Source organism: Mesorhizobium sp. NPDC059054 (assembly GCF_042739215.1).
GTDB lineage: Bacteria > Pseudomonadota > Alphaproteobacteria > Rhizobiales > Rhizobiaceae > Mesorhizobium.
The window spans coordinates 937,716-960,827 of record NZ_JBHYHV010000001.1 but is presented as its reverse complement, the minus strand read 5'-3'; the positions used below and the strand labels follow the sequence as shown (position 1 = coordinate 960,827).

The following is a 23,112-nucleotide window of genomic DNA, read 5'->3' as shown; positions in this document are numbered from 1 at the left end:
TCCTTGCTTTTGCTTGCGCATCAGCCGCTCAAGCTATCTTCTAGGTGCGGGTCGTGTTAGGTCGGATGAGACCCCAGCCAGCCGCGCCACAAATCGCGGCGCTGAATAGTCACTTTTTCATTTGAGACAGCACCTCGATGAGCGCTTGCTCCTCGTTCGCGTGCATCCGGACATTCTGACCTTCAAACGGGAATTGACGCCTGATCGATGATTTGCGGAATTCGGTCAGGGCGGTCACGCGTTGCTTGTAAATTTCAGCGTGCAGAGGCTTTAAATCGCAAAACGCATACGCATGCTTTGGGGGAGCTTCGGTTTCGCCGCACAGATCGCTCATGAACTGAAAGATGATATCACCTGCTCTTCCCGACCCCAGGGAAATTGTAACCAGCGACGTGTTGGCATTCAGGTGCTTCATGGCTTCCTCCGCGACACACTCGACTTCGGCAGCGACCGCACCGGCATCTTCGTAGCGCTTGAACGTGCGATATATTTCCATGGCCTCATCGGCTGTTCGGCCGTAGGCCCTTAAACCGCCACCCAAGACGCTGAACGAGGGTACCAGGCCGACATGGACCTGAACCGGAATCTTCTCTTTGGCCAGCATCTCAACAACACCGAAGCTACGATTGGTCAGGTACATATCGGCACCCAACTCCATGCATCCGATTGCGTGCCGAAGGATATCATCCGGGGTTTTGTTCTGACCCCATGCCATTGAAGTTGCCATGAAAGTGGTCGGTGCCAAGCGGCGAAACTCAACCAGATTGCTATCTAAGACGGTCAAGGTTTCGATACCCGCTTCTACGCAGGCGGCCAATTCGGTGGCGTCCCCAGGGAAACACATAGTCAGGGGTGCGTCTGCATATTTCAGTGCTCTCAAATCGGGGATGGTGTAGTTCCGCTGCGCAGGCTGGCGTCCATAAGTGTAAATGTTTCTCAAGGCATTGATCCCAGACGGGTGGTCACTGTGGCTGAAGGCACGACGTGGACGATCCGTTCAGGAGTACATTTTCTTCTTGCGTTCTCGCGTAGCAGCCGTCGCTTCCGGACTGCCATCGTGATAGGAGCCGAACCAATTGTCCCAGGGCATTTCGGGATTGCCGTAGTTGCACTCGAAATAGCGATGATGCAGCTGGTGGTGAAACGAACCGATCTTGAGTTTCGACGACTCGCCTAACACCAGGTTTTCGAATCCTGCATGAGATGTCGCGGTAGCGAGCGCCAACCAATACCCCATGAAGATCAGATGTACCGGATGGGCGGGTACAATGAAGAACATCAAAAGGAGGCTCATGTACCCCAGATGCTCAATGGGGTGCATCGAAAAGCCGGACCAGGGCGCAATCGACACACTGCGGTGGTGCACGGAATGAACGCGCCTATAAATAAACGGAATATGGAGTGCCCTGTGTAGCCAGTAAAAATGGAAAGACTGTATTACTGGTATCAGCAGGAAGAGGGCCACAAACCAGATGGGGCTGCCTTCGAACGTGATCATCGGGGTCCAGCCATTTGCGAAGGCCGCCCACATCAGAACTTCGTAGCCAGTCCAAATGGTTACACCAGAAACCAGTGAATGGAACACGTTATCCCAATACTGGTCATTGAACTTGAAGTTACGATTGTTCGTCGCTATTCCCCGGCGGTCGTATTTGTAGTCTTCGCCCTGTTTCTTCCAGCCGTAGAGCCAGACATGCAGTCCCTGCGCAAACAGGGTCATGAGAACGAGATTGCGAAGCCAGACCTGCAGAACCCATCCCCAATGAAGGGTCTGCGTCTCCTCCAGCGAGGGCTGTAGCCAGTACCAAGTGGCGACGGCCATGAGCGCATAAACCAGATATTCGGTGACTGGCAGCCAGTTACCCACGAACCATTTCACGGTCGCAATCGGTCGAGGCGGCCAGGAAAAGACTGGCGTAACTGCGACCGGAAGATCGGGGTGCCAGTTCCATTCCCGGCTACTGCCAGCCTTAAGGGGATTATCTTGGTCGGACACGGCTCGCTCTCGTTCAGGATATGACATGAAGGAAACAGTACGGAGATTGAGCGCTCAGAAAACCTTGTTAAATGTCCACATCGACGATAACTTTTTGGAATGAAAAGTATTCGCAAGAATCTGCCGCCCTTGGATTCGCTGATCTTTTTCTTGAGCGTGGCCAAGCACGGAAGTTTTACCGCAGCCGCCAGCGCGCTTTTCGTCACACAGGCAGCTGCAAGCAAGCGGGTTCAGCGCTTGGAGGAATGGCTTGGAACGCCGCTTTTCGACAGAGTCGGACGTGGCATTAGCCTAAATAGTTCAGGGCGCACGCTCGCTAGGGATGTCGAGCTTGCTCTTGATTTCCTTGAGCGATCAGTTGCCATGGCAAAAACGCCCGAGCAGCCAACAGTTCACATAGCTGCCAGCGGATCCATTTCGATGTTTTGGCTCTACGAACGGCTTAAGCAGTTCTCCTTGAGCGAAAATGCCTGCCACGTAAGTGTAACGACGTCCGATGAATTGGCAAAATTGACGGACGACAGCCATGACCTAACCATCATCTACAATGAAAACCCCATGCCGGGCTGGACTGGCGTTAAAATCGTTGCTGGCGAACTAGCGCCTGCGGCTACGCCAGAAGTCGCGCGGCAAGCAGATGCTGCCGGAGCCTTCACCGATGGCTGGGATACTAAGAATAGTCCCCCCATTCTTGAATATTCCAATCTCACACCGGATTGGATCAACTGGGCGGTGTGGCTTAAGCGAATGAAACTTCCAGAAATAGGATTGCTTAAGGTCACGAAATGCGCGGGATATGCGCAGTCAGTTGGACGGGGGCTCGCTGGCCATGGCATTCTGCTTGCCAATCTAGAATTACAAAAACCCGAACTGGCGAGCGGAAGATTGGTGCGGATCGGTCAAATGCAGCTGAGCCCCAAAGAATCCTACTACCTGTGCTACAAATCGAGCAAGGAACTGTCGCCGTCTGCACTAGCGTTGTTTGAGTTCCTTAGGCTGCCGTGACAGTAGCTTCTGTCGCACTCCTGATTAAATGGCGGACGACCCGTTCAGCCCCTATTCGATTTATGTCCTCAGTCGATAAGTCCAAGAGCATTGGGCCGACTAATCGAAAAACTCCTTTCTCGATAACTTACTGCGAAATCGAGCGCTGACTTCGCTGTCGGCGACGCATCAGGATGTTTGACGATGGACACGCTAACCTACGACAGGACTGCCTTGAACGAACGTGCCCAGTGGGGTGCCGTTGTCTCCCTGGCGCTGTGTGTAGCGGTGCTCATTGCGTCGGAGTTTATGCCTGTCAGTCTGCTGTCGCCGATTGCCGCGGATCTCGCCATAACGGCAGGACAGACAGGTCAGGCGATTTCCATTTCGGGCATATTCGCCGTGATCACCAGCCTCTTCGTTGTAGACCTAACTCGTCTCATCGACCGCAAGCGAGTTGTGCTGGGATTCACATTACTCCTGATCACTTCGGGACTCGCCGTTACATTTGCACCGAACTACGCATTCCTGATGGTGGGCAGATCATTGCTCGGCGTGGCAATCGGCGGTTTTTGGTCGATGTCGACTTCGATCATAATGCGCCTTGTACCCGAAAACGACGTGCCCAATGGATTGGCCATGTTGAATGCGGGAAATGCTGTCGCTGCCACCATCGCAGCCCCTCTTGGCAGTTTTCTCGGAGCCTATGTTGGCTGGCGAGGGGCCTTTTTCGTCGTAGTGCCGCTGGGATTGCTCGCGTTCATTTGGCAATGGATCAGCCTGCCTGCGCTTCCCTCTCGTAACAGACAGCGCGCCAGTGCATTGCAGTTGCTTGGCCGGAAGCAGGTGACGCTCGGCATGGGAGCAATCCTGTTCTTCTTTATGGGGCAGTTCGCACTTTTCACTTACCTGCGTCCATTCCTGGAAGGTGTCACAGGACTTGCAGTGGAGACGCTCTCGCTTGTCTTGCTGGCCATGGGGCTGGCTGGTGTCGCCGGAACATGGTGCATCGGACAGCTACTCAATGGGCGATCGTTCAGCATCCTCGTTGGCATCCCACTGATAATGGCAATCGTTGCCGTTGCCTTGGTCGCATGCGGCACAAAGCCGATACCAGTCTCAATGCTGCTACTTGCTTGGGGTTTCTTCGGAACCGCTGCTCCCGTCGGTTGGGGAACCTGGCTAAGTCGAACGCTGCCCGAAGACGCCGAAGGCGGGGGTGGCTTGCAGGTCGCCGTTATCCAACTCGCAATTACAGGGGGAGCCGCTCTTGGAGGTACACTTTTCGATACGGTCGGATGGTGGGCTCCGCTGTGGCTGGGTGCTGCCCTTCTGTTGGCCTCGTCAGTCGTCGCGATAGCGGCCTGGCGTAACGCGCAGGGTACGTCGTCATGAGCGTCAGCACCATGAACCGTCGCCTTCTCCTGAGTTCAGCGATTGCGGCAGCTTTGATGCCGCGCGTTGCCTTCACCCAGCAAGAGCGCGACCCGAACAATCAGGATCCAACGGATATGCGCATCCAGATGACATTTGACGGTCGGAAGATGACAGCCACGCTCTATGACAACCCGTCTGCGCGCGACTTTTACGCAATGCTGCCACTCGACTTGAAGATCGAGGATTTCAGCAGCAACGAAAAGATAGCCTACCTGCCGCGCAAGCTCACCGAAGAGGGAAGCGGCCGTTTCGGCAATGAACGCCCTTATGACCTTTGTTATTACGTCCCTTGGGGCAACCTCGCGATGTTCTATGACGATTATCGATATCCCGGTCTAATTCGGCTCGGTCGCTTCGATGAAGGCTACGAGGCCCTACACCTGCAGGGAGAGTTCCCCCTGCGCATCGAACGTATCTCCTAGCCCTGAACAAAAGGAACAAACCAATGCTCGGAGCAGTCCTTCACAAGGCTGGCGATATCCGCTGTGAACAGGTGGATGACCCGAAGATACTGAAACCGACAGACGCCATCATCAAGCTGTCAGCGAGCTGTATTTGCGGGTCGGATCTATGGCCCTATCGTGGTCTGCAGCCCCTGGGCGAACCGACGCATATGGGCCACGAATATTGCGGTGTCGTTGTAGAAGTCGGCAGCGAGGTTCGAACAATACGCCCCGGCCAATTCGTTGTCGGATCGTTCTGCTTGTCTGACAACACCTGCCCGCACTGCCGATACGGTTTCCAGTCATCCTGCGTGCAACGCGAATTCATGCTCGGTGCACAGGCACCTTATGCGCGCGTTCCACTTGCCGATGGCACACTGGTCGCAACGGAGGAGATGCCGTCCGATGACCTTGTGCCGCATATGCTGGCGGTTTCAGACGTACTCGGAACCGGATGGTATGCCGCCGATGCAGCTCAGGTGAAGCCTGGATCAACCGTGGTTGTGGTGGGAGACGGCGCGGTCGGTCTCATGGGAGTGCTCGCGGCGAGGGAAATGGGCGCAGGCCGCATCATCGCGATGAGCCGTCACGAGACCAGGCAGAAACTCGCGAGGGAATTTGGCGCAACTGACATCGTCTCAGAGCGTGCCGAAGAAGGCGTGAGGCGAATTCTTGACATGACTGACGGCGTCGGAGCGGATTCCGTGCTCGAATGCGTGGGGACCATGGAATCGATGGACCAGGCGCTTGCCGTGTCGCGACCAGGTGGGACTATTGGCTACGTCGGCGTTCCTCATGACGTGTCATTCGAGGGACAGCGGCTGTTCTTCGGTCAACGGCGAATGCTTGGCGGACCTGCACCAGTTCGCCGCTTCCTGCCCGACCTGATGGATCGTGTCCTGAAAGGCCTCATTCAGCCGGGAAAGGTGTTTGATCTGGAGCTTCCACTCGCCCAGGTGGCCGAGGGATACAAGGCAATGGACGAGCGTCGGGCTGTTAAAGTGATGCTTAGGGTGTGAATGCGGTTGCCATCAGCACGACGGGAACTTGGCTGTTCCTCAATGCCTCAGAGCATCAACGATGACTTTAAACGAGGGCAAACTTTGCCTGCGGCTAGGGTAGTAAATGTAGTACCCCGGAAATGGCTGACACCAGTCATCGAGTATCTGCACCAACTCACCTGAAGCGAGGTGTTTCTCAGCCAGGTCTTCGGGCACGTAGGCGATGCCGTACCCCTTGATCGCCGCATCGATCATCGGGAAGCTTGAGCCGTAGGTGAGTTGGCCGTCGACGCGCACGCGTATCTCCTGACCGCCTTTTTCGAACTCCCAGGCATACAAACCACCGCTGCGTTCCTGACGCATGTTGAGGCAGTTGTAGCCGATGAGGTTCTGGGGGTGGCCAGGCAGCGGTTGCTTTTCGAGGTATGCTGGTGAGGCGACAGCCACCTGCCGCCAATCCGGCCCGATACGGACCGCAATCATATCCTTTTCGACACTCTCACCGAGGCGGATTCCGGCATCGAACCCTTCTTCGACGATGTTACGAAAGCCATTATCCAGACTGAATTCGACCTTTATGTCGGGGAAATCGCTAAGAACGGTGCTCAACTTCGGCCATACCACGGTGTGATAAGCATGATCCGACAAGGTCAACCGGATCGTTCCAGCTGGCTTGTCTCTTAGCTCCATCAACGCATCGATTTCCGCCTCGATCTCCGCCACGCGTGGACCGAGAGATTTCCTAAGGCGTTCACCCGCTTCGGTTGTAGACACGCTTCGTGTCGTCCGCGTGAGCAACCTGATGCCCATACGAGTTTCGAGCCGTTTGATCGTGTGAGAAAGCGTCGATTGGGTGATACCGATCTTTGCCGCAGCCCGCGTGAAGCTCCTTTCCTCCGCCACGGCAAGGAACCAGAGCAGGTCGTTGAAATCTTCTCTCGCCATGACCGCCCTCTTCAGGAATTCACAGAGATTTATGGCTCCCATCGATAAACGCAAGTGCATTGACTGCCCTTATCGTGATGCCGAATGCGGACTACTATTTGGCTGGACGAGCCAGAAGCCAGTCAAGCCAGTCGCTTTGGCTCTCTCGAAACGAGGAGTAGGCCATGCAAGTCACCATTAACGGCACCAAGCATGACGTCGACGTGGAACCCGAAACACCTTTGTTGTGGGTCATACGTGACACTCTCGGCATGACCGGGACGAAATATGGCTGCGGCGTTGCGCAATGTGGCGCATGCACAGTGCTGGTTGACGGCCAGGCGACCCGCTCATGCGTGACTCCGGTCGACAGTGTCGCGGGCATGGCCATCACAACGATTGAAGCAATCGAGAATGATCCGGTAGGCCGCAAGGTCGTCGAGGCCTGGGTGGCAAATCAGGTGCCGCAATGTGGCTATTGCCAATCAGGTCAGGTGATGGCGGCAACAGCACTCATCAAACAAAACTCTGCGCCTTCCGAAGATGATATCGCAGCCGCCATGGTCAATCTTTGCCGTTGCGGCACCTACAACGCGATCTCCGCTGCAGTGAAGCAAGCTACGCAAGCGTGAAAGGTGCAAAGATGAACCAGATCGTTTCTCTCAAACCATCGCAAGAGCAGCTTGCTGATAGGCCTCTTAACGTCTCACGCCGAACCTTCCTCGCCGGTGTCGGTGCGCTGGTGCTTTCGGTGTCTTTGCCAAACGGACGCGTCCGCGCAAACGATGCAGAGATCGTTCCCGGCACCCGCGTGTCGGCATTCCTGGAAATCCAGCAGGACTCGACCGTTCACCTTCGCAGTCCCTTCATTGAAGGTGGCCAGGGGGTGTTCACGGCGATGGCGCAGATTGTCGGCGAGGAGCTCGACGTAGATCCAGCCAAGTTTTTCGTTGAGGGCGCTCCGCCCGGACCTGACTACGGTCTGATCGGTGGTGGTCGTTTTACTGGCGGTAGCATGTCTGTGCGCTCCAGTTTCGAGACCATGCGTCGACTTGGTGCCAGTGCAAGGCAGATGTTGCTTGCGGCTGCGGCAACGCGGCTCAATGTTCCGGCATCCGAACTTGTGACCGAACCAGGGGGGGTTCTACACAAGGCTTCCGGACGTTCGATCGCCTATGGTGAACTCGCTGCCGAAGCAGCTGGGTTAGCTGTTCCCGAGAACGTGACACTCCGTTCGTCGACAGACTTCCGTTGGATCGGCAAGGCCATACCAAGGCTCGACGTACGAGCAAAATCAACGGGCAAGGCAGCGTATTCCATCGACGTTAAGGTCGAGGGGATGCTGCACGCGGCAGTTCAACACAGTCCACGTTTCGGCGAGGAGCCATCGGGCCTTACCAACGAGGCCGAAGTTAAAGGAATGCCTGGCGTTCACTCGATCCATCGGCTCCCTGGGGCAGTCGCAGTCGTAGCTGACAGTTGGTGGCGCGCACGTCGCGCGGTCGAGACACTGCAGGTGAATTGGGTCAAGGCGAACCAGGATACGCCGCACGCGATGCCTGCTGATTTCTCTTCAGAAGCTCGTCGGCAGGCTCTTATGTCGGCTCAAGGAAATAGTTTTGCGGCGGAGAACGAGGGCGACGTAACTGCCGCTTTCTCCACTGCTGCATCGGTCATCGAGGCAACCTACGACGCCCCCTATCTGCTGCACGGCCAGTTGGAACCACCTTCAGCCACTGCGCGCTGGAACGCTGACGGGACGCTCGACCTTTGGGCACCTAATCAGGCTCCTGAGATGTTCCTGGCCGATGCCGCCAAGGTCGCGGGCATAGACCAGAGCAAAATCACTCTCCATTCGCCAATGCTGGGCGGCTTCTTCGGTCGCCATTTCCTATACCAATCTGCCAATCCCTATCCGCAGGCTATCCTGCTGGCCAAGGCAGTGGGGCGACCCATCAAGCTGATCTGGAGCCGCGAAGAGGAGTTCCTGCGCGATACGGTACGGCCACTCGGTGTAGCTCGGCTGCGCGGCGGCATCGGCCAGGATGGACTGCCAGTCGCACTTGAGGCGCTCGCGGTTGGAGAAGGACCGACCGGGCGATGGTATGGTCGGACCCCGGATCAGGCCGACAGTTCCGCCGTCGAGGGTATGGCCGGAAAAGTCTACGCCATTCCTAATCGTCGGGTGGCACACCTTCCAGTCGATGACCCGGCTATAATCGGCTATTGGCGTTCGGTCGGTCATTCGATGAACGACTTCTTCTATGAAACCTTCCTCGACGAGCTAGCGGATGCTGGCAAGCGGGACCCATACGAACTCCGGTTGAAACTTCTCGAAGATAGCTCCCGCCATTCGAACCTATTGCAAGCGGTTGCCGATCTATCTGGTGGCTGGAAGCGGGGGCCCTTTACAGCCGACGGTGGCCGTCGTGCGCGGGGTGTCGCCATGGCGTCCCCCTTCGGCAGTGAGGTGGCGACTATCGCCGAGGTGTCGCTCGCGGATGGCGCTGTCGTAGTGCATGACGTTTGGGTCGCAATAGATCCCGGCAGCATTGTCAATCCGGGCATCATCGAGGCTCAGGTGAATTCGGCGGTAGCGCTCGGCCTCTCCTCGGCACTGCTCGAAGAAGTCGTTTATGTCGACGGAATTCCACAGGCTCGGAACTTCGATGGCTATCCAATCTTGCCACCGGACCGCATGCCACGCGTCCATGTTCGGATCGTTGAAAGCGGCGCTCCAATGGGCGGAATCGGCGAGCCAGGGGTACCAGGCGTGCCACCTGCGGTCGTCAACGCCGTCTCGGTTCTGACGGGCAAGCGTATCCGCAGTTTGCCGCTCTCAAAGCACGATCTGAAGGGCATTGAGGGATGAAACGGCTCGGTCTGTCTATCCTCTTGGCTGTCATAGCCTGGCCAAGTGCCCCCGCTCTTGGCCAGGAAAACGGCGAGCGCCTCTTCAAGCAACGGTGTGGGATCTGTCATCAGCTTGATACGACGCGTAATGGCATGGGTCCCCACCTACAGAAATTTCAAGGACGCACTGCAGGAGCTGTTCAAGGTTACAATTATTCTCCAGCGTTGAAGTCATCTGGAATCGTATGGTCGAGAGAGACGCTCGACACCTTCCTAACTAATCCGACTGCCATGGTCCGGGGAACAAAAATGGCCCAACGCTTCGCAAATTCCGAAGAGCGCGCAGCCATTATCGAATTTCTCCTCACTCGGTAGGGTGTTTTGCCTGGCTGCGTAATCGGTCAAATCGGGGTAAGCACCACAGCACGATGCTTGGAGTGCATCTTTTCGCGTTGACCAAAACTGCTATCGTGGGTTCGCACCTCGCGCGCGGCGGTCGGCTGGTTCTTCCCCTCCTGGGTGAGTAATACACCCAGCCGACCGCTTTCATTCCTGGCACCAGCAAGGCCGAGGAGTTCCCTGTGGTCGAATTTGATGCATTGGTCGAACATCTGGCTCAGACATTTTACGAGCAGTCGGGCCTAAGATGGGAAGCTGCCACCGATCGCGTTCGCCAGGCGATGTGCGTTGAGGTCGAAGAACGCATAGCAGCCGATCCGGATGTCGCCATGATGGTGTTTCGTGTTTGCATGGGAGAGAACGTGCATTGATGCACCAAGCCGAGCAGTGACGCTCAGGTTAGCCACCTCCGACGCCCCTCCATGTTTTTTGTATATGTCCGGAACTCAACACCGCCCCCGGCTCCGGCCGAGGTTTTCGTTTCTGCCTATCGCCGAAAGGCGTACACCCAAACGGGGATGCTCGCCCGGCCAAGAAGAGCGTAGCGTGTACCCAGCGCTGAAGATTCCGGACAGCGTCTAGGCCGGCGCGTTGTGTCACCTCCTCATCACGCCGGCCGCTTTTCCTTTCCACAAATGCAAAAGGCCCAGCCCGGCAAACCGGGCGCAAGACGCGCCTATCGATCCCACCCGAAAATCTTCAACGCAGTGCGCTGGTCGTCCACGTCTGTGACGCCCTTCACAGACAGCAATGGCGCAAAAGGAGATTGAGCCACAGCACCGCAAACATCGATCGATGGGAGACTTCGATGACAAGGAAGCCGCGTATCGTAGTAAAGCGCTTTGACCAAACCAAAGCCTTCGCGGGAAAACGCGATGAGGTCCTCGCAGCGGGGTTCGGGCTCGGCTCTCTTGTTCGAGAACTGAGAGACGATCATGGCCCGGTGCAGCAAGACTATGAGGGTGGTTCGCTGGTGCTGGGCTACGGATCGCCAGTTTACGACATCATGAATCCGCGTCCTGCAGGAACTATAATCGTCGGGAAGCGCGTGTGCCTTCTCTATGGCGCGATACTCGAAAAGTGGAAGTCTCTTGGTGGAAGGGAATGGGATATCCCTGTCACGGACGAGAAGGGCTTCAACGACTTTTATGAAGGTAGATACGTTGAATTTCAGAAAAACGTTATCGTCTGGCAAAAGCTTACGGAAGCGCGTGCGCTACACGGGCCCATACTCTATCGATGGGTAGATCTTCTAAAGAATCAAGCGGCGGGGAAATTCATCGGCTACCCGACCTCCGATATCGGTAGTACCGCTGGCAATGATGGCTGGTGGCTCCAATGTGGCGATGGTGCTGCCATCGTGCTTGATGGTTCGTCGCAACAGGCATTTTCTGTTCATGGACGCCAATTCACTGCCTGGGGCGAACAGAATTACGAGCGCGGACCTTTGGGCTATCCGACCACCCAAGTCGAACTGTCCGAGACGCTAAATTCGTCTCAGGACTTTGAAAACGGGACCATAGTCGGACAAGGAAACTCGACCAAGATTCTGTATCAAAATCATACGATGGGAAAGCGGTTGATCGCTGGCCATGTCGGTTCGAACATGGAGCTCATAATACAGGCCGATGGATACTGGAGTTTCAAAACCCATACCCATACGTCCGGCTTCTTCGGTGACAATTTCACGAACCTTGCCTGGATAACGTTACCGTCCAAAGAGGGCCCCAACAAAGCCGATATCATCTACTTCAAGACCGAGGGGCACGTTGGCGGTACTACCTCGCCCGACAGCCGCGACGAGGACTTTTCCATAGGTGGCAAGGATGATCGGATCGCGGCCAACTGGAAGCAAATTCGAAATGCCGAGGGCTACTTTAAACTACGAGCCTCGGTTGCACCTGCAGATGTTATTTCCGGTATCTTTGAAGCTGCGATTGTCGCCTTTGGTGTGGTGGTGGGAGCAATATTTGCCGCCAAAGCATCTGAGAAAGGTGTAAAGGCTGAGCCGTACGTCGAACCAGACGGGTCCGGTGGTGGTGTCGTCCTCCCGTCCAGATAAGCACTCAAATGATCGTGTCGAACCCGCCCAGCCGAAGCTGAGCGGGCGTCACCCGAGATACGCCAGCCAACAGACAGGCGCGGCGCGCGCGTAACGGCACTATGTGGCGAGAATGTATCTACGGCCGGCTTGAGCCCTTGTCGTCGACGACGACATGAACGTCGCCGTGAGCGCCCTTAGCCAAGTCGCCGCCGATCGGGCAGCATAATATATGCCGCCTAGCCCGGAACGGCGTCAACGTTCGCTCAGGTCATCGTCCGTAAGAGGGCCGCCCTGGACCAAGAATTCCTGTACAGGCTTCTTCCGGGCAATCTCTTCGATCCGATAGACGACAGCACCGTCACGAATCTCCTGCGGCTTTGACCTCGCGGCTTGCAGCAGGTCACGGAAACGCAGTTGCGCCTCCTCCACACTCCAAGGCTTCATCCCGAAGGAACTGCTAGGTTTCAGTCTTTTACCTCTTTGTGATCTGCCGCTGTCAGGTTTCGGCATCTGCCATTTACCTTTTGCCGGTCATTCTCGTTTACCGCCCATTATAGAGGCTCGGGGGGACGGAGCCCACCCCGAACATGTACATTCTTGACACCAATATTGTCAGTGAATTCCAAAGGCAGAAGCCGAATCCTCAAGTGCTGTCTTGGCTTGCGGCAGCTCCTGCAAGAAGCTTAGCCATTTCGTTCAGCGCCGTTTTCGAAGTTCAACGCGGCATTGAATCCCTGGCACAGCGAGATTCGTGCCGTGCGTCAGAATTGTCTCAGTGGCTCGATGAATTGCTGGAAACAGATATTCACTACGTAGATGCCGACGCACGGACAGCACGCCTATACGCTGCTATGACCTCCGTGCCGTCACTATCGGACCTTTGGATGCCGCGAAAAGACAGCAAGAAGCAGGCTCCGGGCCAAGATCTTCTCATCGCCGCAACCGCAATCGCTTGCGGTGCAGTGGTTGTAACCATAAACGTTCGCGATTTTGTCAGGATCGACCGTCATTTTCCGCTTCCCGGACTGTTCAATCCTGTCACGTCCTCCTGGATAATCGTGCCCCACAGGGAGCAAGAACTTGCAGGACGACCGGATAAATGTGGCGGGGCCGGCTCCAAGAACGCAGGCCCTATTGAAGCATTTATGACCTTGACGTCTCGCAAGACCTCGCTGGTTTTCGCATAGGAGGTTCCTACCACTGGGGAAGCTTCCTGAGTTTCAAGGGTCATGTAAGGCTAGCGGCCGGAAACGACCTCATTCTCGCCGTTTCGGCAGGTCCACGCATCGCCTGAAACTTGACGTCCTTTCCATCCACGACAGCAGGAAGCAGACAGGCAACTGCGAGGCCGTGCAAAGGCAAGATTTCCACCACGACGATGTCGCCTGCTACCAGTGCTGGAACCAGCGCCAGGACCAGATTTTCAATCATTGCTCCGTCGTAGACGAAGGCGGAATTCATGCCTTTCAGGCGTAGCGCACCGGTGAAGGTGATTATGTTTCAGTAACCATCAGGCACAGCGCACGAATACACTTGCTTACCCTAGCATCCTATCCAATATTCCAGTGCATCCTTGTCGCCAAAAGAGACGCAGGTGCTCAGGGAGTAAGAAAAGGGCGTGGTGCCGGGGGGCGCGTTTGCCACTATATCTTAAGAAGTCGGTCTCGGCGGGCCCGTTCCGATTCAATTTTTCAAAATCTGGAGTCGGGGTTTCCGTTGGTGTGAAAGGCCTGCGAATAGGGACTGGCCCTCGTGGACACTACATCCATGCGGGGCATGGAGGCCTTTACTATCGAGCGACACTTGGCAATGCGGGGCGAAGTCGGCAGTCGGCAGCTTCACTGCAACAATCACCAATTCCGCGAACAACGTTCGACAACGATGATGTCACGATGACCGAGATCGAATCCGGCGACGTCATGCATATGCGCGACGCGTCGTTTTCGGAGCTGCTCGACGAAATAAACTCCAAAGCCAGACAGACGCGCATGTCTGCGGCATTTTTCTGGATTGCACTCGTAGTTGGCGTGATTGCGGGCCTCGCGACAGGCGGACCTGGGTTATTTCTCTGCGTCGCAGCGCTCCCAGCGGGGGCGATCGGTAGTTGGCTGGACTCCTATCGCAGGACAACGGTGCTGTATTACGACCTCGAAGGGGATGCAGAGACAGCTTATGCCCGCCTCGTCGAGGGATTCGACGGTCTCGTTGGATGTGCCGCCAAGTGGCATATCGAAGCTGGAGGTGCAGTCCAGAGCCTAACGGCATGGAAACGTAATGCGGGAGCTTCGCACCTCGTAAACAGAAAGGGGACCACCCTTGCTTATAATCTCCCGGCGATAATCAAGAGCAATGTGACCCCTCCTGCCCTGCATGTGGGCAGGCAGGTAATGTTCTTTATGCCCGACATTGTGCTCATGCAGGACGGCAGCCGCGTAGGAGCGGTGAACTACATCGACCTAAATGTGCGGTGGCAGAATTCTAGGTTCATCGAGACCGAACGTGTACCACGCGACGCTCAGATCGTGGACCATACTTGGAAACATCCCAACAAGAACGGCGGGCCGGACCGACGCTTCAGGGACAACAGACAAATTCCGATCTGCCTGTATGAGACGATGCACCTCACAAGCAACAGCGGCGTGAACGAGCTCGTGGAGTTTTCCAGGACCGGATTGGTGGCCGCTTTTGTAGACGGTTGCCGGAAGCTGGCAGCGCTGCCGCGGGAACGTACGGTTGCGTTGCCATTGGAACCTGCGAACAATGCCGTTGACGTTGTTCCCATCACCACGACGGAGAGGAAGCGCAGCCCCCTCAAAGTGGCGCTATTGACAGTTCTTGGCGTCCTTGTGGGCATTCCTGTGCTTGCCGTCGTCTTTGGATCTGGCAGAAAAGAGGCGGACACAGGATTGCCACCGCCTTTAAGCGTGGAGAGATCCGACACTGCATCCGCAGCAGAGAACCGTGCTGCCCCCACCGAAGAAATCGACCCCGCTCCCGCGCACCAAGTAACGGCGGTAGCTGCAACCGATCCGGCTCAAACCGAGCCAGTCGCTAAGAGAGAGGTCGGAGAACCCGCTATCCGCTACACGAAGACCATGGTGAATCTACGTGAAGGACCTGGGACCAAATTCGCCGTGATCACCGTCGTACCGAAAGGCGTCAATGTCGCGGTTTTGGAATCCAAGGGGGTATGGTGTCGCGTCAAGGTGGACGAGAATACGACTGGATGGATGGCGAATTCCACGATCGCCGAACGTTGAACCGCCATTCTGAGATTTGGCTTCGTTCCAAACAGCTTCGCAGCCTCGCGCTAAAATGGCTGGCATTCCGCCGTCCACCAACTCCATTTCACGCATCTTTTGTGCATAGGGGACAATTTCCACAAAGATCCTTGTTTCGAGTTGACATCGTTGCCGATGTTCCCTATTCGTTCCGATCATGACTAGAACCTTCGCGCACCTCATACGCTGACCTCTTTGCCGACGCCTACCCAAGGGCGTTCAGTGTCAGCTATGCGTGCGGGAGTGTTCAGTGTCCCTCGTCTCCACCCAAAACCAAACTACCCTCGTGTTGTCTCAAGTCGATGCGGTTCGACAGGTCTATTATCCGTCTGGTACCGTTCGCTGCGACGGCATCCCCGTTTTCCGGAGCCAATCAGCCCGTGACCTTGCATGCCTGCTGGATGTGGATCATGAAGTAACTTCTTGGCGATGCATGCCATTCGCACTCAACGACGGCGACCAAACTCACGTGCCCGATTTTCTCGTTGAGCGTGCCGATTGCAAAGTGCTTATGGACGCACTTGAAACACCCGGCGACGTTGTACCCGAATGGATCAGCGTGCAGGCCCTGGCATCGGGGCACCCGTATCTCGCCGTATCGCCTGCTGCGCCAGAATACACCATTCGTCTCCAGAACTCGCAGGATCTTCTGCGATATGCGCATTGGCGCTGTCCCCTCGGTGACAGAATCCGTCTGCTCGCCGGGTTGGATGAACACGGGTCGATGACGGTCGCCGAAGCCATGAGCGCCTTCCGCGAGACGCCACCTATAGCCGGGCTTTCTTCGCTCCTTCTGCACCGTTTCGTTGAGGTCGACCTCGATGCGATCATCGGTCCAGACACCACCGTCAGACGCGTCGCCGGCTGACTAATTCCTCCCGAGACCAAGTCCGAACCTTACGGACCAGAGGTATTTCCATGAAAACTTTCGTCACCCGGCGCACGCCGAGGCGTGCCATCCAGCCTGTGGATTTCCTAGCCTATTGCTCCATGATGCGTGGAGTGAGGTATCACTATGCGTTCTGGAACAACGGTCCCTTCATTCTAGGCGTGGTTGTTCCAGAACCTCAGGACATCGAATTCTACTCTGAAGCAGTTATGAAGGTCCGCCACCGGAGCCCCGATCCGGATCCTTCGATGACGCTCGATGATATCCGCATCGAAACCGTCCAAGTCCAACCGAGCAAGAGCAAGCGGCAGTTTGATCTGCTGGGAGCGGCCGCCCAATACGAAAAGGTCGTTGTTCTTGCAGCGTCTCGAGATTCCTTGCCGGTAGGCATCGAGCACATGGCGGATGCGATCATCGAGCTCGAACCGCCCAGCATGAGGCATGTTCGGGCCACGGCCCGCTTTCTCTTCAAGCAGCAGATTTCGGATGAACAAGCGGCACGCATTACCACGTTTCCGCTTAGTGTCATCGCCGCTGGATGGCGGAAAGGGAGAAGCCCAACCAAAGCCATCGAGCTCATGACGAGCACCGAGCGTCCCAAAAAAAATCCACCTTCCGGTCCGACGCTTGATGATCTTTCCGGTCTCGGTGAAGCGGCCATCTGGGGAAAAGAACTCGCCCGAGACTTGGCAGACTGGCGACACGACAGAATTTCATGGAACGACGTTGATCGCGGCGTTTTGGTCAGTGGCCCCCCGGGATGCGGCAAGACCATGTTCGCTCAAGCCTTAGCCCGAACATGCAGTGTCCCTTTTTTCGCAGAATCTCTGGCGCAGTGGCAGGCCATGGGCCACTTGGGCGATCTTCTGAAAGCAATGCGGACAGCTTTCGACAAGGCCAAGCGAAGCGCGCCTTCCATCCTGTTCATTGACGAAATTGACGCCGTGGGCAACCGAGCGAAGTTTACCGGAACCTCCGCGCATTACGCCACCGAAGTGGTCAACGGACTACTGGAATGTCTTGATGGCGCTGGCGGGCGTGACGGCGTCGTAGTTGTGGGAGCGACCAACCTTCCTGAAGATCTCGATCCCGCACTTACAAGGCCTGGGAGGCTCGACCGCCACATCCGCATGCTGCCACCAGACCGGGAAAGCCGCATTGGCATCCTGAAGCATCATCTGAATGGCGCTTTTGAGGACTCTGATCTCGTTGAAGTGGCTGAACGAAGCGCTGGATGGACAGGGGCAAAGCTTGAACAGCTCGTAAGGGACGCGCGCAGGCGTGCACGCCGCGCCCGACGTCCAGTGGCAGCAGCGGACCTGACGGACTGTCTCCCACAACGGGTCCCCTTACCCGAACCCATGCGTTGGCGGATCGCTGTTCATGAGGCCGGACACGTAATTGTCAGTCACGTGCTCGCGGTCGATCAGATTAGGGAGGTGTCCATCACCGACATGACGGAGGTCGACCGGGAAACGCTTCAAAACGCAGGGGGCGTTTCCTTCAAAAGTGTCAGCATTCCGGAACGGACGAAATCATACTTTCTTGATCGGATCGCATTGAACCTCGGCGGCATGGCGGCAGAGGAGTTGGTCTTGGGCGAGCGGTCGGCAGGGGGTGGCGGAACACTGGGTAGCGACATCCATCAAGCAACGGCCAGAGCCTTGCAAATGGAAGCTTCACTCGGCCTGGGTGAAAGCCTGGCGTATCTCTCGGGAGCAGACCAAGACACGCTGTCGTTGCTTCATCTGAACTCTGAACTCCGCCGCCGTGTAGACGCCGTATTACGAGAACAATTCTACCGCGCCAAAGGCATCATCTCCAACCATCAACGGGCGCTCGACAACATCGCGAGGGAGCTACTGCGAAGGCGGAAGCTTTCTGGAAGCGAGGTCCAGGAGGTCTTGAGCGGATTGGCATTGTCTGCCCCTCAAGAAACGACGACCGCCTAGGGGGATTCCCATGCGAGATATCCTCCCGCCCGCAATCGGTCGCCTTTCGCTGTTCGGACCTCTCATACGCTGATCCGCGCATTCGACACCCGAACAATTCGCCTCAACATATCACTGCGCCGCGGCATCCACGCGGTGCTGGATGGAGCTTTTTATGATCACAGTATCCAGACACGACATTCCCCTTCACGACTGCAACTTTGAAGTCGATCGCCTACGTCGGCTTGCCAATGATCTCGAACGGATTTCCAAAGGCAATCATCCTGACAAATCCATGCTTTCGAGCGCACCATGCATCGAAGGCTGGAAAATCGTTGTGAGACCAGTGCCTTGTCTGACCGGACTGTTTTTCGGCCATCCGGGAATCGAAGAAGGCGATCTCGGCGTCACGACCGAGATGATGGCATTTGCACCGACCCTCGGATACGCGCGGACTGTCACTCGGTTCTACAAACTTGGTCAGCCCGAGGGCGGTTCTTCGGACTTGGCTCAGTAAGTCCTGCCTCGTGAATGGCAAACGTAAGAGATCTATTGCATTGCAACGGTATCGATAGCAAAGCGCAACCTGATACCGTTGCATAGCGTCGATTTTCGACAAGGCATTACGCTTTCCTAACCGCAAATTAGGCTAGTAGGATTTGGGTGTGTAAGGCGTGCTGATTCAGCGTGACAGCCATTTGTTGGAAAGCAGATTTGGCGATTTGCTATTGTTCAAATCCCGTTGGTTTTGAGTCAGTCACTATCGAAAGAAGATGTCTCCCAATTCTCGATGACATTGCGACTGCTATCAAAACCCTTTCGTGACCTCCGAACAACAGAAGGAAGTTTCATGTCGACGTTCATTGATTATCGTGTTCCTGGCCCATATGCGGGCCCGTTAGTCGTGGATGGTCGGGTTTACTGGATTGCAAGATCGCGACGCGGAATTTTGAGAGGACTCTTCACGACCGAAAATGAGGCTCTCAGTGCGGCAGAAGCCGACAATGAAAAACTTGCCGAATTGGAAACGATACAAGATCTAAACGATCGGGCCATCCTTCATTTCGAATTGAACGGCCAATCTGTCTTAGTGGCTAGTAATCCAGGGACCGGTCGTCTCGCACGCACAGGTTCATCAGAAAAACCTATAGCACACACGGATATCGGACTAGAAAGTCCCCGCACACCTTAGCCAAAGTTTTTTCAGCTTCCTTTTCCATCTTCAAAGCTTTTGCATAGACTGGGTGGTCGCGGTTGATGAGGCTTCCGAGGCCATTCTGCCTTTCATATTCTACAGCCCAAGTTAGCCAAGTTTGGTGTTCTTTAAGTACGCGCGCAAGATCACAGTTTCCTATACTGGACAACTGCTCCTGCGCCCGCACTACGTAGTGGTTCACAGAGCTTACAATTCCGATTTCGCGCAACGTTGAGATGGTCTCCAACATCTCTTCGAAATCGAAATTCGTAAACGACGGCTGCATAGAAGTCAGGTCGTCACGCACGGAGCCCACATCCGACATTATTGTTCTCTCGCGTTTCTTACGATGTTCACGTGTCAGGACGGCCGGCGCAATGGCCAAGCCCGCTGAATTAACCATCTTAGTAAGCTACGAATTAAAGATCTTGATCCGCCCGCCCTCTCCTGACATAAGCCGCCTCCCCGATGCACCTGCGTCGGCAGGAAAGGACCGAAATGACGAAGCTTGTATCGATATCCGAGCGGGACATCCGCGCAGCCGTCTGACAGGCATCGGTACGAGTCCACCGATGCTTGGCATCGGCTCCGGTTGTCCCCTTCAAACAGATCAAAATTGATGAAGGGGTTTACATGAACGCAAGACATATCCTGCAATTTCTCCGCGATTCCGATACCGGTATCGACCGCAACTATGCTGTTCCCGCGGCAACCACATTCCTTGTTCCGACCCGTATCTTCACGGGGCGTGTGGTGAATGCCGAAGGCGGGGGTTGTGACATAACGGCGATCTGAATTCGGTAGGGGACAAATCTGGTCCTCTCGCATGGGAACCGCCAACCCGATCGACTGCATCACGCCGTCCGCCGAAACGAACCATGCGCTCGTTCCGGGGCTCGATTGTCGATCCGGTCTCAAATCGGGAAATCGTGTTCGAGAGCATTCTTGAGCGCAACTTGGCGGCGATCCTCAGGGCACGCCGTGATGTTCGCCGTCTCGAGGATCAGCCGGAATCGCTCAGTTACATCGATGCGGAAGGCAAGACTCGTCAGCACACGTTCGATTTTCGCGTGACGTTTGCGAACGACGTGAGGTGGGCCATCGCTGTTAAGCCATCCGGGCAAGTCATCAAAAGCGGCATCCGTGATGTCGTGGAACGCATCCGCAAGCACAGTTTGCACGCTTTCGCGGATGAAGCGCTGGTCCTGACGGAGCGAGTGATCACGCCTGACCGGGCGTGGAACGCAATGCGCATCCTACGTGCGTTGCGAATGAGAAATGATGGGCATTGCGATCAGCTTAGGCAGTTTGCGGCGGAATTCCGGGGGGCGGTCACAGTGGCCGACATTATCTCCGGATTCACCGCGCCTGCCTACGGTTACAACGCAATGTGGTGCCTGATCTACGAGGGCGCACTTAGGGCGCTCGACGAGGGAAAGCGCATCACGGACACGTCCATGCTGATCGTGCCGAGAGACTGAAGGGGAGCGTGATGTTGAGAACTGTTAGTGATCTTGAGAGACGAAAGGTCGTGACCCGATATCGGTTCGGGTCATTAGACAAGATCATGATTGGCTCTGTTGACTATTCGTTCGTCGCCACTGACGGAAACGGCCACGTTTTCCGTCGAATGGACGGCTCCAATATTGCTGAAGGGTTCACCGATGCTCAAGTCGATGAACTCTTGAGCGACGAACGCAAACCCATGGTCGTCCAGCGGAATTTCTTCGCACCGAGCGATGCTGCGGCCCGGAACGGAGGCAGTGGGCTCGTCTCCCAACTTCCAGAAGTCCAGCAAATCAAAGTTCTGGTGAAGCAGGAGTTTTGCCGTCGCTGGATCAAACTTGAGGCCGAAGACCCAACACTCCGCCGCTCGGATAAAAGCATGGCGGCGGGGCTTATGCGCATCCGAAACGATATCATTGCGGATCGAGAACTGGGCTTTGATCGCAAGAAGCGCTGGACCGTCAGCTCCCCATCTATTGCTCTTCCCTCGCCTCGTAATTTCAGACGCTGGCTGAAACTCTACGAAAATGCCGGATACAATCCAGTGGCCCTCAAGGACAAGTACGGCAAGGTTCGTAGGCGGGATCATTTCACGCCGGAAGAATGGGAACTGCAGCAGCAATTCGCCTTGCAATATGCGAGCAGGACCCAGCCATCGATGGTGGCCGTCTATAACAGGCTGAGAGAGCAGATTGCGACACGCAATGAAGAGCGGGTCAAGCATGGACAGCCGCAATTGCGCGCGCCCACGCTCAAGACGTTCCAAAACAGGATCAACAGCCTGCCCGCATTCTATGTCTGTGCCGGCCGCGAAGGTGAGAAGGCAGCCCGGGCGAAATTTGCCATCGTCACCCAAGGTGTCGAGGCGGTGTACCCGCTTGAACGCGTAGAAGCGGACGAATGGCGGGTAAACCTTCAAGCACTGTTGGCCCAAGCCAGGATTTGGTCGACGCTTTCAACCGAAGAAAAGGCTGCAGTCGAACGTAGCCGCCTATGGCTCTCAGCTGTGATGGATGTCGCCAGTAAATGTATTCTGGGTTTTCGATTGACCGCCAAGGAACCCTCGAGCGAATCTTCGATTGTTGCGCTGGAAATGGCTGTTACCGACAAGTCGAGAATTGCAGCGGCTGCCGGTTGCGAAACTCCTTGGGACATGAAAGGCACGCCCGAGACTGTCGTCACCGACTCCGGTGCGGCCTACGCTTCGAATGCGTTTCAGGTCACAGTCAACGATCTGAGCAGCGCTCCTTTATTGCCGCCCTCTGGCGAAGCCTATCTGCGCGGAAATATCGAACGTTTCTTCCAAACTCTCGACTCTATGGGAATGGCCTTTTTCTCCGGCCGAACGTTCGGTTCGATTGCCAAGAAGGGCGACTATGACGCAGAGGCCAATGCATCGCTTTGCATGGACACCCTCAACAAGGTGCTCGTCCGGCTCATCGTCGACGTTTACCACAACACGCCCCATAGCGGCCTTGGCGGGGAGACCCCTAGGAATGCGTGGCTTCGACTTTCTGGGAAATATGGTGTTGCTCCGGAGCCAACCGGATTTCTGCGCCGAAACATCTTCGGGACGAATGTTGAACGGACCATCACGGCCGAAGGTGTCCGGCTTCTTGGGATCTTCTACCAGTCCCCGGAACTCCAACAACTCCGGCGCAAGGTGCACAACCGGAGCGTACTCATTCGCGTCGACCGTTTTGACCTCTCCAGGATCTCAGTCTGGCAGGGTGGAAATTGGCTTGATGTCCCAGCGCGTTGGACTGGGCTGGAGGGAGTCAGTGTTTGGAAATGGATGGCTGCCGCCGAAAAATTGCGCTCGATTCACAACGCCAATGCAAAGCTGTCAGAACGGACTGTCTTAAGCGCTGTCCGCTGGTTGGGCGATCAAGCGGAAATTGCTCAGGCGGAAGCGGAACTCGCATCACCTGTCCTCACGGATGAACATTTCCGAAGAGTCGAAAAGCGACTTACCCGCCACCTCGACATCAATCTGGAAGAAGTGGGCGACGAAGTCGATTTCGATGCCCTCGGCACATGGATGCCCTCCGATGAGTTCACCGAACTCGCGGGAACAGGATCTTCATTAGCTTCGAACGCACACTCCGGGACGAAGGAAACCACGTCTCTGGAGGCAAAGAATCCCGTCGAGGACACAGGCGATGACCTGCCTGACATCGATGAAGGATTCGGCGACGTAGCGAATCTCAAGTTCAACAACTGAAGGAG

General features: G+C 55.9%; 22 protein-coding genes and 1 pseudogene. 18 read left to right on the top strand and 5 right to left on the bottom strand.

Annotated elements, in window-relative coordinates; all coding sequences use genetic code 11:
- Positions 1 to 109: 109 nt before the first annotated feature.
- Together ACFWXH_RS04635 and ACFWXH_RS04630 are read right to left on the bottom strand one after the other, a co-directional pair.
- Positions 110 to 940 (bottom strand): 3-methyl-2-oxobutanoate hydroxymethyltransferase, encoded by an 831-nt coding sequence (locus ACFWXH_RS04635; RefSeq protein WP_379117937.1) that lies wholly within the window; start codon positions 938 to 940, stop codon positions 110 to 112.
- A gap of 57 nt (positions 941 to 997) precedes the next feature.
- Positions 998 to 1,996, bottom strand: coding sequence for a sterol desaturase family protein (locus tag ACFWXH_RS04630; protein ID WP_379117935.1), 999 nt, complete (start codon positions 1,994 to 1,996; stop codon positions 998 to 1,000).
- Positions 1,997 to 2,095: 99 nt separating this feature from the next.
- On the opposite strand from ACFWXH_RS04630, the gene ACFWXH_RS04625 reads away from it, so the two are divergent.
- From ACFWXH_RS04625 to ACFWXH_RS04610, 4 genes are all read left to right on the top strand, one after another.
- The gene (locus ACFWXH_RS04625; protein WP_379117933.1) at positions 2,096 to 3,001 is read left to right on the top strand and encodes a LysR family transcriptional regulator; all 906 of its coding nucleotides are present in this window, start codon (positions 2,096 to 2,098) and stop codon (positions 2,999 to 3,001) included.
- Positions 3,002 to 3,184: 183 nt separating this feature from the next.
- A complete protein-coding gene (locus ACFWXH_RS04620; RefSeq protein WP_379117931.1) occupies positions 3,185 to 4,375 on the top strand; it encodes an MFS transporter in 1,191 nt (396 codons plus the stop codon).
- Positions 4,372 to 4,839 (top strand): cyclophilin-like fold protein, encoded by a 468-nt coding sequence (locus tag ACFWXH_RS04615; RefSeq protein WP_379117929.1) that lies wholly within the window; start codon positions 4,372 to 4,374, stop codon positions 4,837 to 4,839. Before ACFWXH_RS04620 ends, ACFWXH_RS04615 begins: the two co-directional genes overlap by 4 nt.
- 23 nt (positions 4,840 to 4,862) lie before the next feature.
- Positions 4,863 to 5,879: a zinc-dependent alcohol dehydrogenase family protein gene (locus tag ACFWXH_RS04610; RefSeq protein ID WP_379117927.1), complete on the top strand. Its 1,017-nt coding sequence runs from the start codon at positions 4,863 to 4,865 to the stop codon at positions 5,877 to 5,879.
- Between the two features lie 39 nt (positions 5,880 to 5,918).
- Here ACFWXH_RS04610 and ACFWXH_RS04605 read toward each other — a convergent pair whose 3' ends face one another.
- Positions 5,919 to 6,806 (bottom strand): LysR family transcriptional regulator, encoded by an 888-nt coding sequence (locus ACFWXH_RS04605; RefSeq protein ID WP_379117922.1) that lies wholly within the window; start codon positions 6,804 to 6,806, stop codon positions 5,919 to 5,921.
- Between the two features lie 164 nt (positions 6,807 to 6,970).
- Here ACFWXH_RS04605 and ACFWXH_RS04600 point away from each other — a divergent pair, with 164 nt between their 5' ends.
- The 5 genes from ACFWXH_RS04600 to ACFWXH_RS04580 all read left to right on the top strand — a co-directional run bounded on the left by ACFWXH_RS04600 (position 6,971) and on the right by ACFWXH_RS04580 (position 12,099).
- Positions 6,971 to 7,417 carry a (2Fe-2S)-binding protein gene (locus ACFWXH_RS04600; protein ID WP_379117920.1) on the top strand — a complete coding sequence of 149 codons (447 nt, stop codon included), beginning with the start codon at positions 6,971 to 6,973 and terminating at the stop codon, positions 7,415 to 7,417.
- Between the two features lie 11 nt (positions 7,418 to 7,428).
- A complete protein-coding gene (locus tag ACFWXH_RS04595) occupies positions 7,429 to 9,657 on the top strand; it encodes a molybdopterin cofactor-binding domain-containing protein (RefSeq protein WP_379117918.1) in 2,229 nt (742 codons plus the stop codon).
- Positions 9,654 to 10,013: a c-type cytochrome gene (locus ACFWXH_RS04590; RefSeq protein WP_379117916.1), complete on the top strand. Its 360-nt coding sequence runs from the start codon at positions 9,654 to 9,656 to the stop codon at positions 10,011 to 10,013. The genes ACFWXH_RS04595 and ACFWXH_RS04590 overlap by 4 nt, the downstream gene beginning before the upstream one ends.
- A gap of 206 nt (positions 10,014 to 10,219) precedes the next feature.
- The gene (locus tag ACFWXH_RS04585) at positions 10,220 to 10,408 is read left to right on the top strand and encodes a hypothetical protein (RefSeq protein WP_379117914.1); all 189 of its coding nucleotides are present in this window, start codon (positions 10,220 to 10,222) and stop codon (positions 10,406 to 10,408) included.
- A gap of 437 nt (positions 10,409 to 10,845) precedes the next feature.
- Positions 10,846 to 12,099 (top strand): LGFP repeat-containing protein, encoded by a 1,254-nt coding sequence (locus ACFWXH_RS04580; RefSeq protein ID WP_379117912.1) that lies wholly within the window; start codon positions 10,846 to 10,848, stop codon positions 12,097 to 12,099.
- A gap of 234 nt (positions 12,100 to 12,333) precedes the next feature.
- Here ACFWXH_RS04580 and ACFWXH_RS04575 read toward each other — a convergent pair whose 3' ends face one another.
- Positions 12,334 to 12,591, bottom strand: a complete 258-nt coding sequence (locus tag ACFWXH_RS04575) for a hypothetical protein (protein ID WP_379117910.1) — start codon at positions 12,589 to 12,591, stop codon at positions 12,334 to 12,336.
- 77 nt (positions 12,592 to 12,668) lie between these two features.
- On the opposite strand from ACFWXH_RS04575, the gene ACFWXH_RS04570 reads away from it, so the two are divergent.
- Positions 12,669 to 13,268: a PIN domain-containing protein gene (locus ACFWXH_RS04570; RefSeq protein ID WP_379117907.1), complete on the top strand. Its 600-nt coding sequence runs from the start codon at positions 12,669 to 12,671 to the stop codon at positions 13,266 to 13,268.
- 40 nt (positions 13,269 to 13,308) lie between these two features.
- On the opposite strand, the gene ACFWXH_RS04565 is transcribed toward ACFWXH_RS04570, so the two are convergent.
- Positions 13,309 to 13,542 (bottom strand): hypothetical protein, encoded by a 234-nt coding sequence (locus ACFWXH_RS04565; RefSeq protein WP_379117905.1) that lies wholly within the window; start codon positions 13,540 to 13,542, stop codon positions 13,309 to 13,311.
- Positions 13,543 to 13,646: 104 nt separating this feature from the next.
- Between ACFWXH_RS04565 and ACFWXH_RS04560 the strand changes: the two are divergent.
- The 8 genes and pseudogenes from ACFWXH_RS04560 to ACFWXH_RS04525 form a co-directional block, all read left to right on the top strand.
- Positions 13,647 to 13,865, top strand: a pseudogene (locus ACFWXH_RS04560) (DUF4236 domain-containing protein); the annotation flags it as partial.
- 108 nt (positions 13,866 to 13,973) lie between these two features.
- Positions 13,974 to 15,341, top strand: coding sequence for an SH3 domain-containing protein (locus tag ACFWXH_RS04555; RefSeq protein ID WP_379118964.1), 1,368 nt, complete (start codon positions 13,974 to 13,976; stop codon positions 15,339 to 15,341).
- A gap of 271 nt (positions 15,342 to 15,612) precedes the next feature.
- On the top strand, positions 15,613 to 16,230 hold the full coding sequence (locus ACFWXH_RS04550; RefSeq protein WP_379117903.1) for a hypothetical protein: 618 nt from the start codon (positions 15,613 to 15,615) through the stop codon (positions 16,228 to 16,230).
- A gap of 50 nt (positions 16,231 to 16,280) precedes the next feature.
- Entirely contained in the window at positions 16,281 to 18,203 is a 1,923-nt protein-coding gene (locus ACFWXH_RS04545) for an AAA family ATPase (RefSeq protein ID WP_379117901.1), read from the top strand.
- Positions 18,204 to 18,357: 154 nt separating this feature from the next.
- Complete coding sequence (locus ACFWXH_RS04540; protein WP_379117899.1) at positions 18,358 to 18,699, top strand: hypothetical protein; 342 nt, start codon at positions 18,358 to 18,360, stop codon at positions 18,697 to 18,699.
- A 1,311-nt stretch (positions 18,700 to 20,010) separates the two neighbouring features.
- The gene (locus ACFWXH_RS04535; protein ID WP_379117897.1) at positions 20,011 to 20,172 is read left to right on the top strand and encodes a hypothetical protein; all 162 of its coding nucleotides are present in this window, start codon (positions 20,011 to 20,013) and stop codon (positions 20,170 to 20,172) included.
- Between the two features lie 83 nt (positions 20,173 to 20,255).
- Complete coding sequence (locus ACFWXH_RS04530; RefSeq protein WP_379117895.1) at positions 20,256 to 20,858, top strand: TnsA endonuclease N-terminal domain-containing protein; 603 nt, start codon at positions 20,256 to 20,258, stop codon at positions 20,856 to 20,858.
- Between the two features lie 11 nt (positions 20,859 to 20,869).
- A complete protein-coding gene (locus ACFWXH_RS04525) occupies positions 20,870 to 23,107 on the top strand; it encodes a Mu transposase C-terminal domain-containing protein (RefSeq protein WP_379117893.1) in 2,238 nt (745 codons plus the stop codon).
- Positions 23,108 to 23,112 lie beyond the last annotated feature (5 nt).

Coding starts and splice junctions, on each gene's coding strand:
- ACFWXH_RS04625 (WP_379117933.1), top strand. CDS start 2,096: ATGAAAAGTATTCGCAAGAATCTGCCGCCCTTGGATTCGCTGATCTTT.
- ACFWXH_RS04620 (WP_379117931.1), top strand. CDS start 3,185: ATGGACACGCTAACCTACGACAGGACTGCCTTGAACGAACGTGCCCAG.
- ACFWXH_RS04615 (WP_379117929.1), top strand. CDS start 4,372: ATGAGCGTCAGCACCATGAACCGTCGCCTTCTCCTGAGTTCAGCGATT.
- ACFWXH_RS04610 (WP_379117927.1), top strand. CDS start 4,863: ATGCTCGGAGCAGTCCTTCACAAGGCTGGCGATATCCGCTGTGAACAG.
- ACFWXH_RS04605 (WP_379117922.1), bottom strand. CDS start 6,806: ATGGCGAGAGAAGATTTCAACGACCTGCTCTGGTTCCTTGCCGTGGCG.
- ACFWXH_RS04600 (WP_379117920.1), top strand. CDS start 6,971: ATGCAAGTCACCATTAACGGCACCAAGCATGACGTCGACGTGGAACCC.
- ACFWXH_RS04595 (WP_379117918.1), top strand. CDS start 7,429: ATGAACCAGATCGTTTCTCTCAAACCATCGCAAGAGCAGCTTGCTGAT.
- ACFWXH_RS04590 (WP_379117916.1), top strand. CDS start 9,654: ATGAAACGGCTCGGTCTGTCTATCCTCTTGGCTGTCATAGCCTGGCCA.
- ACFWXH_RS04580 (WP_379117912.1), top strand. CDS start 10,846: ATGACAAGGAAGCCGCGTATCGTAGTAAAGCGCTTTGACCAAACCAAA.
- ACFWXH_RS04575 (WP_379117910.1), bottom strand. CDS start 12,591: ATGCCGAAACCTGACAGCGGCAGATCACAAAGAGGTAAAAGACTGAAA.
- ACFWXH_RS04570 (WP_379117907.1), top strand. CDS start 12,669: ATGTACATTCTTGACACCAATATTGTCAGTGAATTCCAAAGGCAGAAG.
- ACFWXH_RS04565 (WP_379117905.1), bottom strand. CDS start 13,542: ATGAATTCCGCCTTCGTCTACGACGGAGCAATGATTGAAAATCTGGTC.
- ACFWXH_RS04555 (WP_379118964.1), top strand. CDS start 13,974: ATGACCGAGATCGAATCCGGCGACGTCATGCATATGCGCGACGCGTCG.
- ACFWXH_RS04545 (WP_379117901.1), top strand. CDS start 16,281: ATGAAAACTTTCGTCACCCGGCGCACGCCGAGGCGTGCCATCCAGCCT.
- ACFWXH_RS04540 (WP_379117899.1), top strand. CDS start 18,358: ATGATCACAGTATCCAGACACGACATTCCCCTTCACGACTGCAACTTT.
- ACFWXH_RS04535 (WP_379117897.1), top strand. CDS start 20,011: ATGAACGCAAGACATATCCTGCAATTTCTCCGCGATTCCGATACCGGT.
- ACFWXH_RS04530 (WP_379117895.1), top strand. CDS start 20,256: ATGCGCTCGTTCCGGGGCTCGATTGTCGATCCGGTCTCAAATCGGGAA.
- ACFWXH_RS04525 (WP_379117893.1), top strand. CDS start 20,870: ATGTTGAGAACTGTTAGTGATCTTGAGAGACGAAAGGTCGTGACCCGA.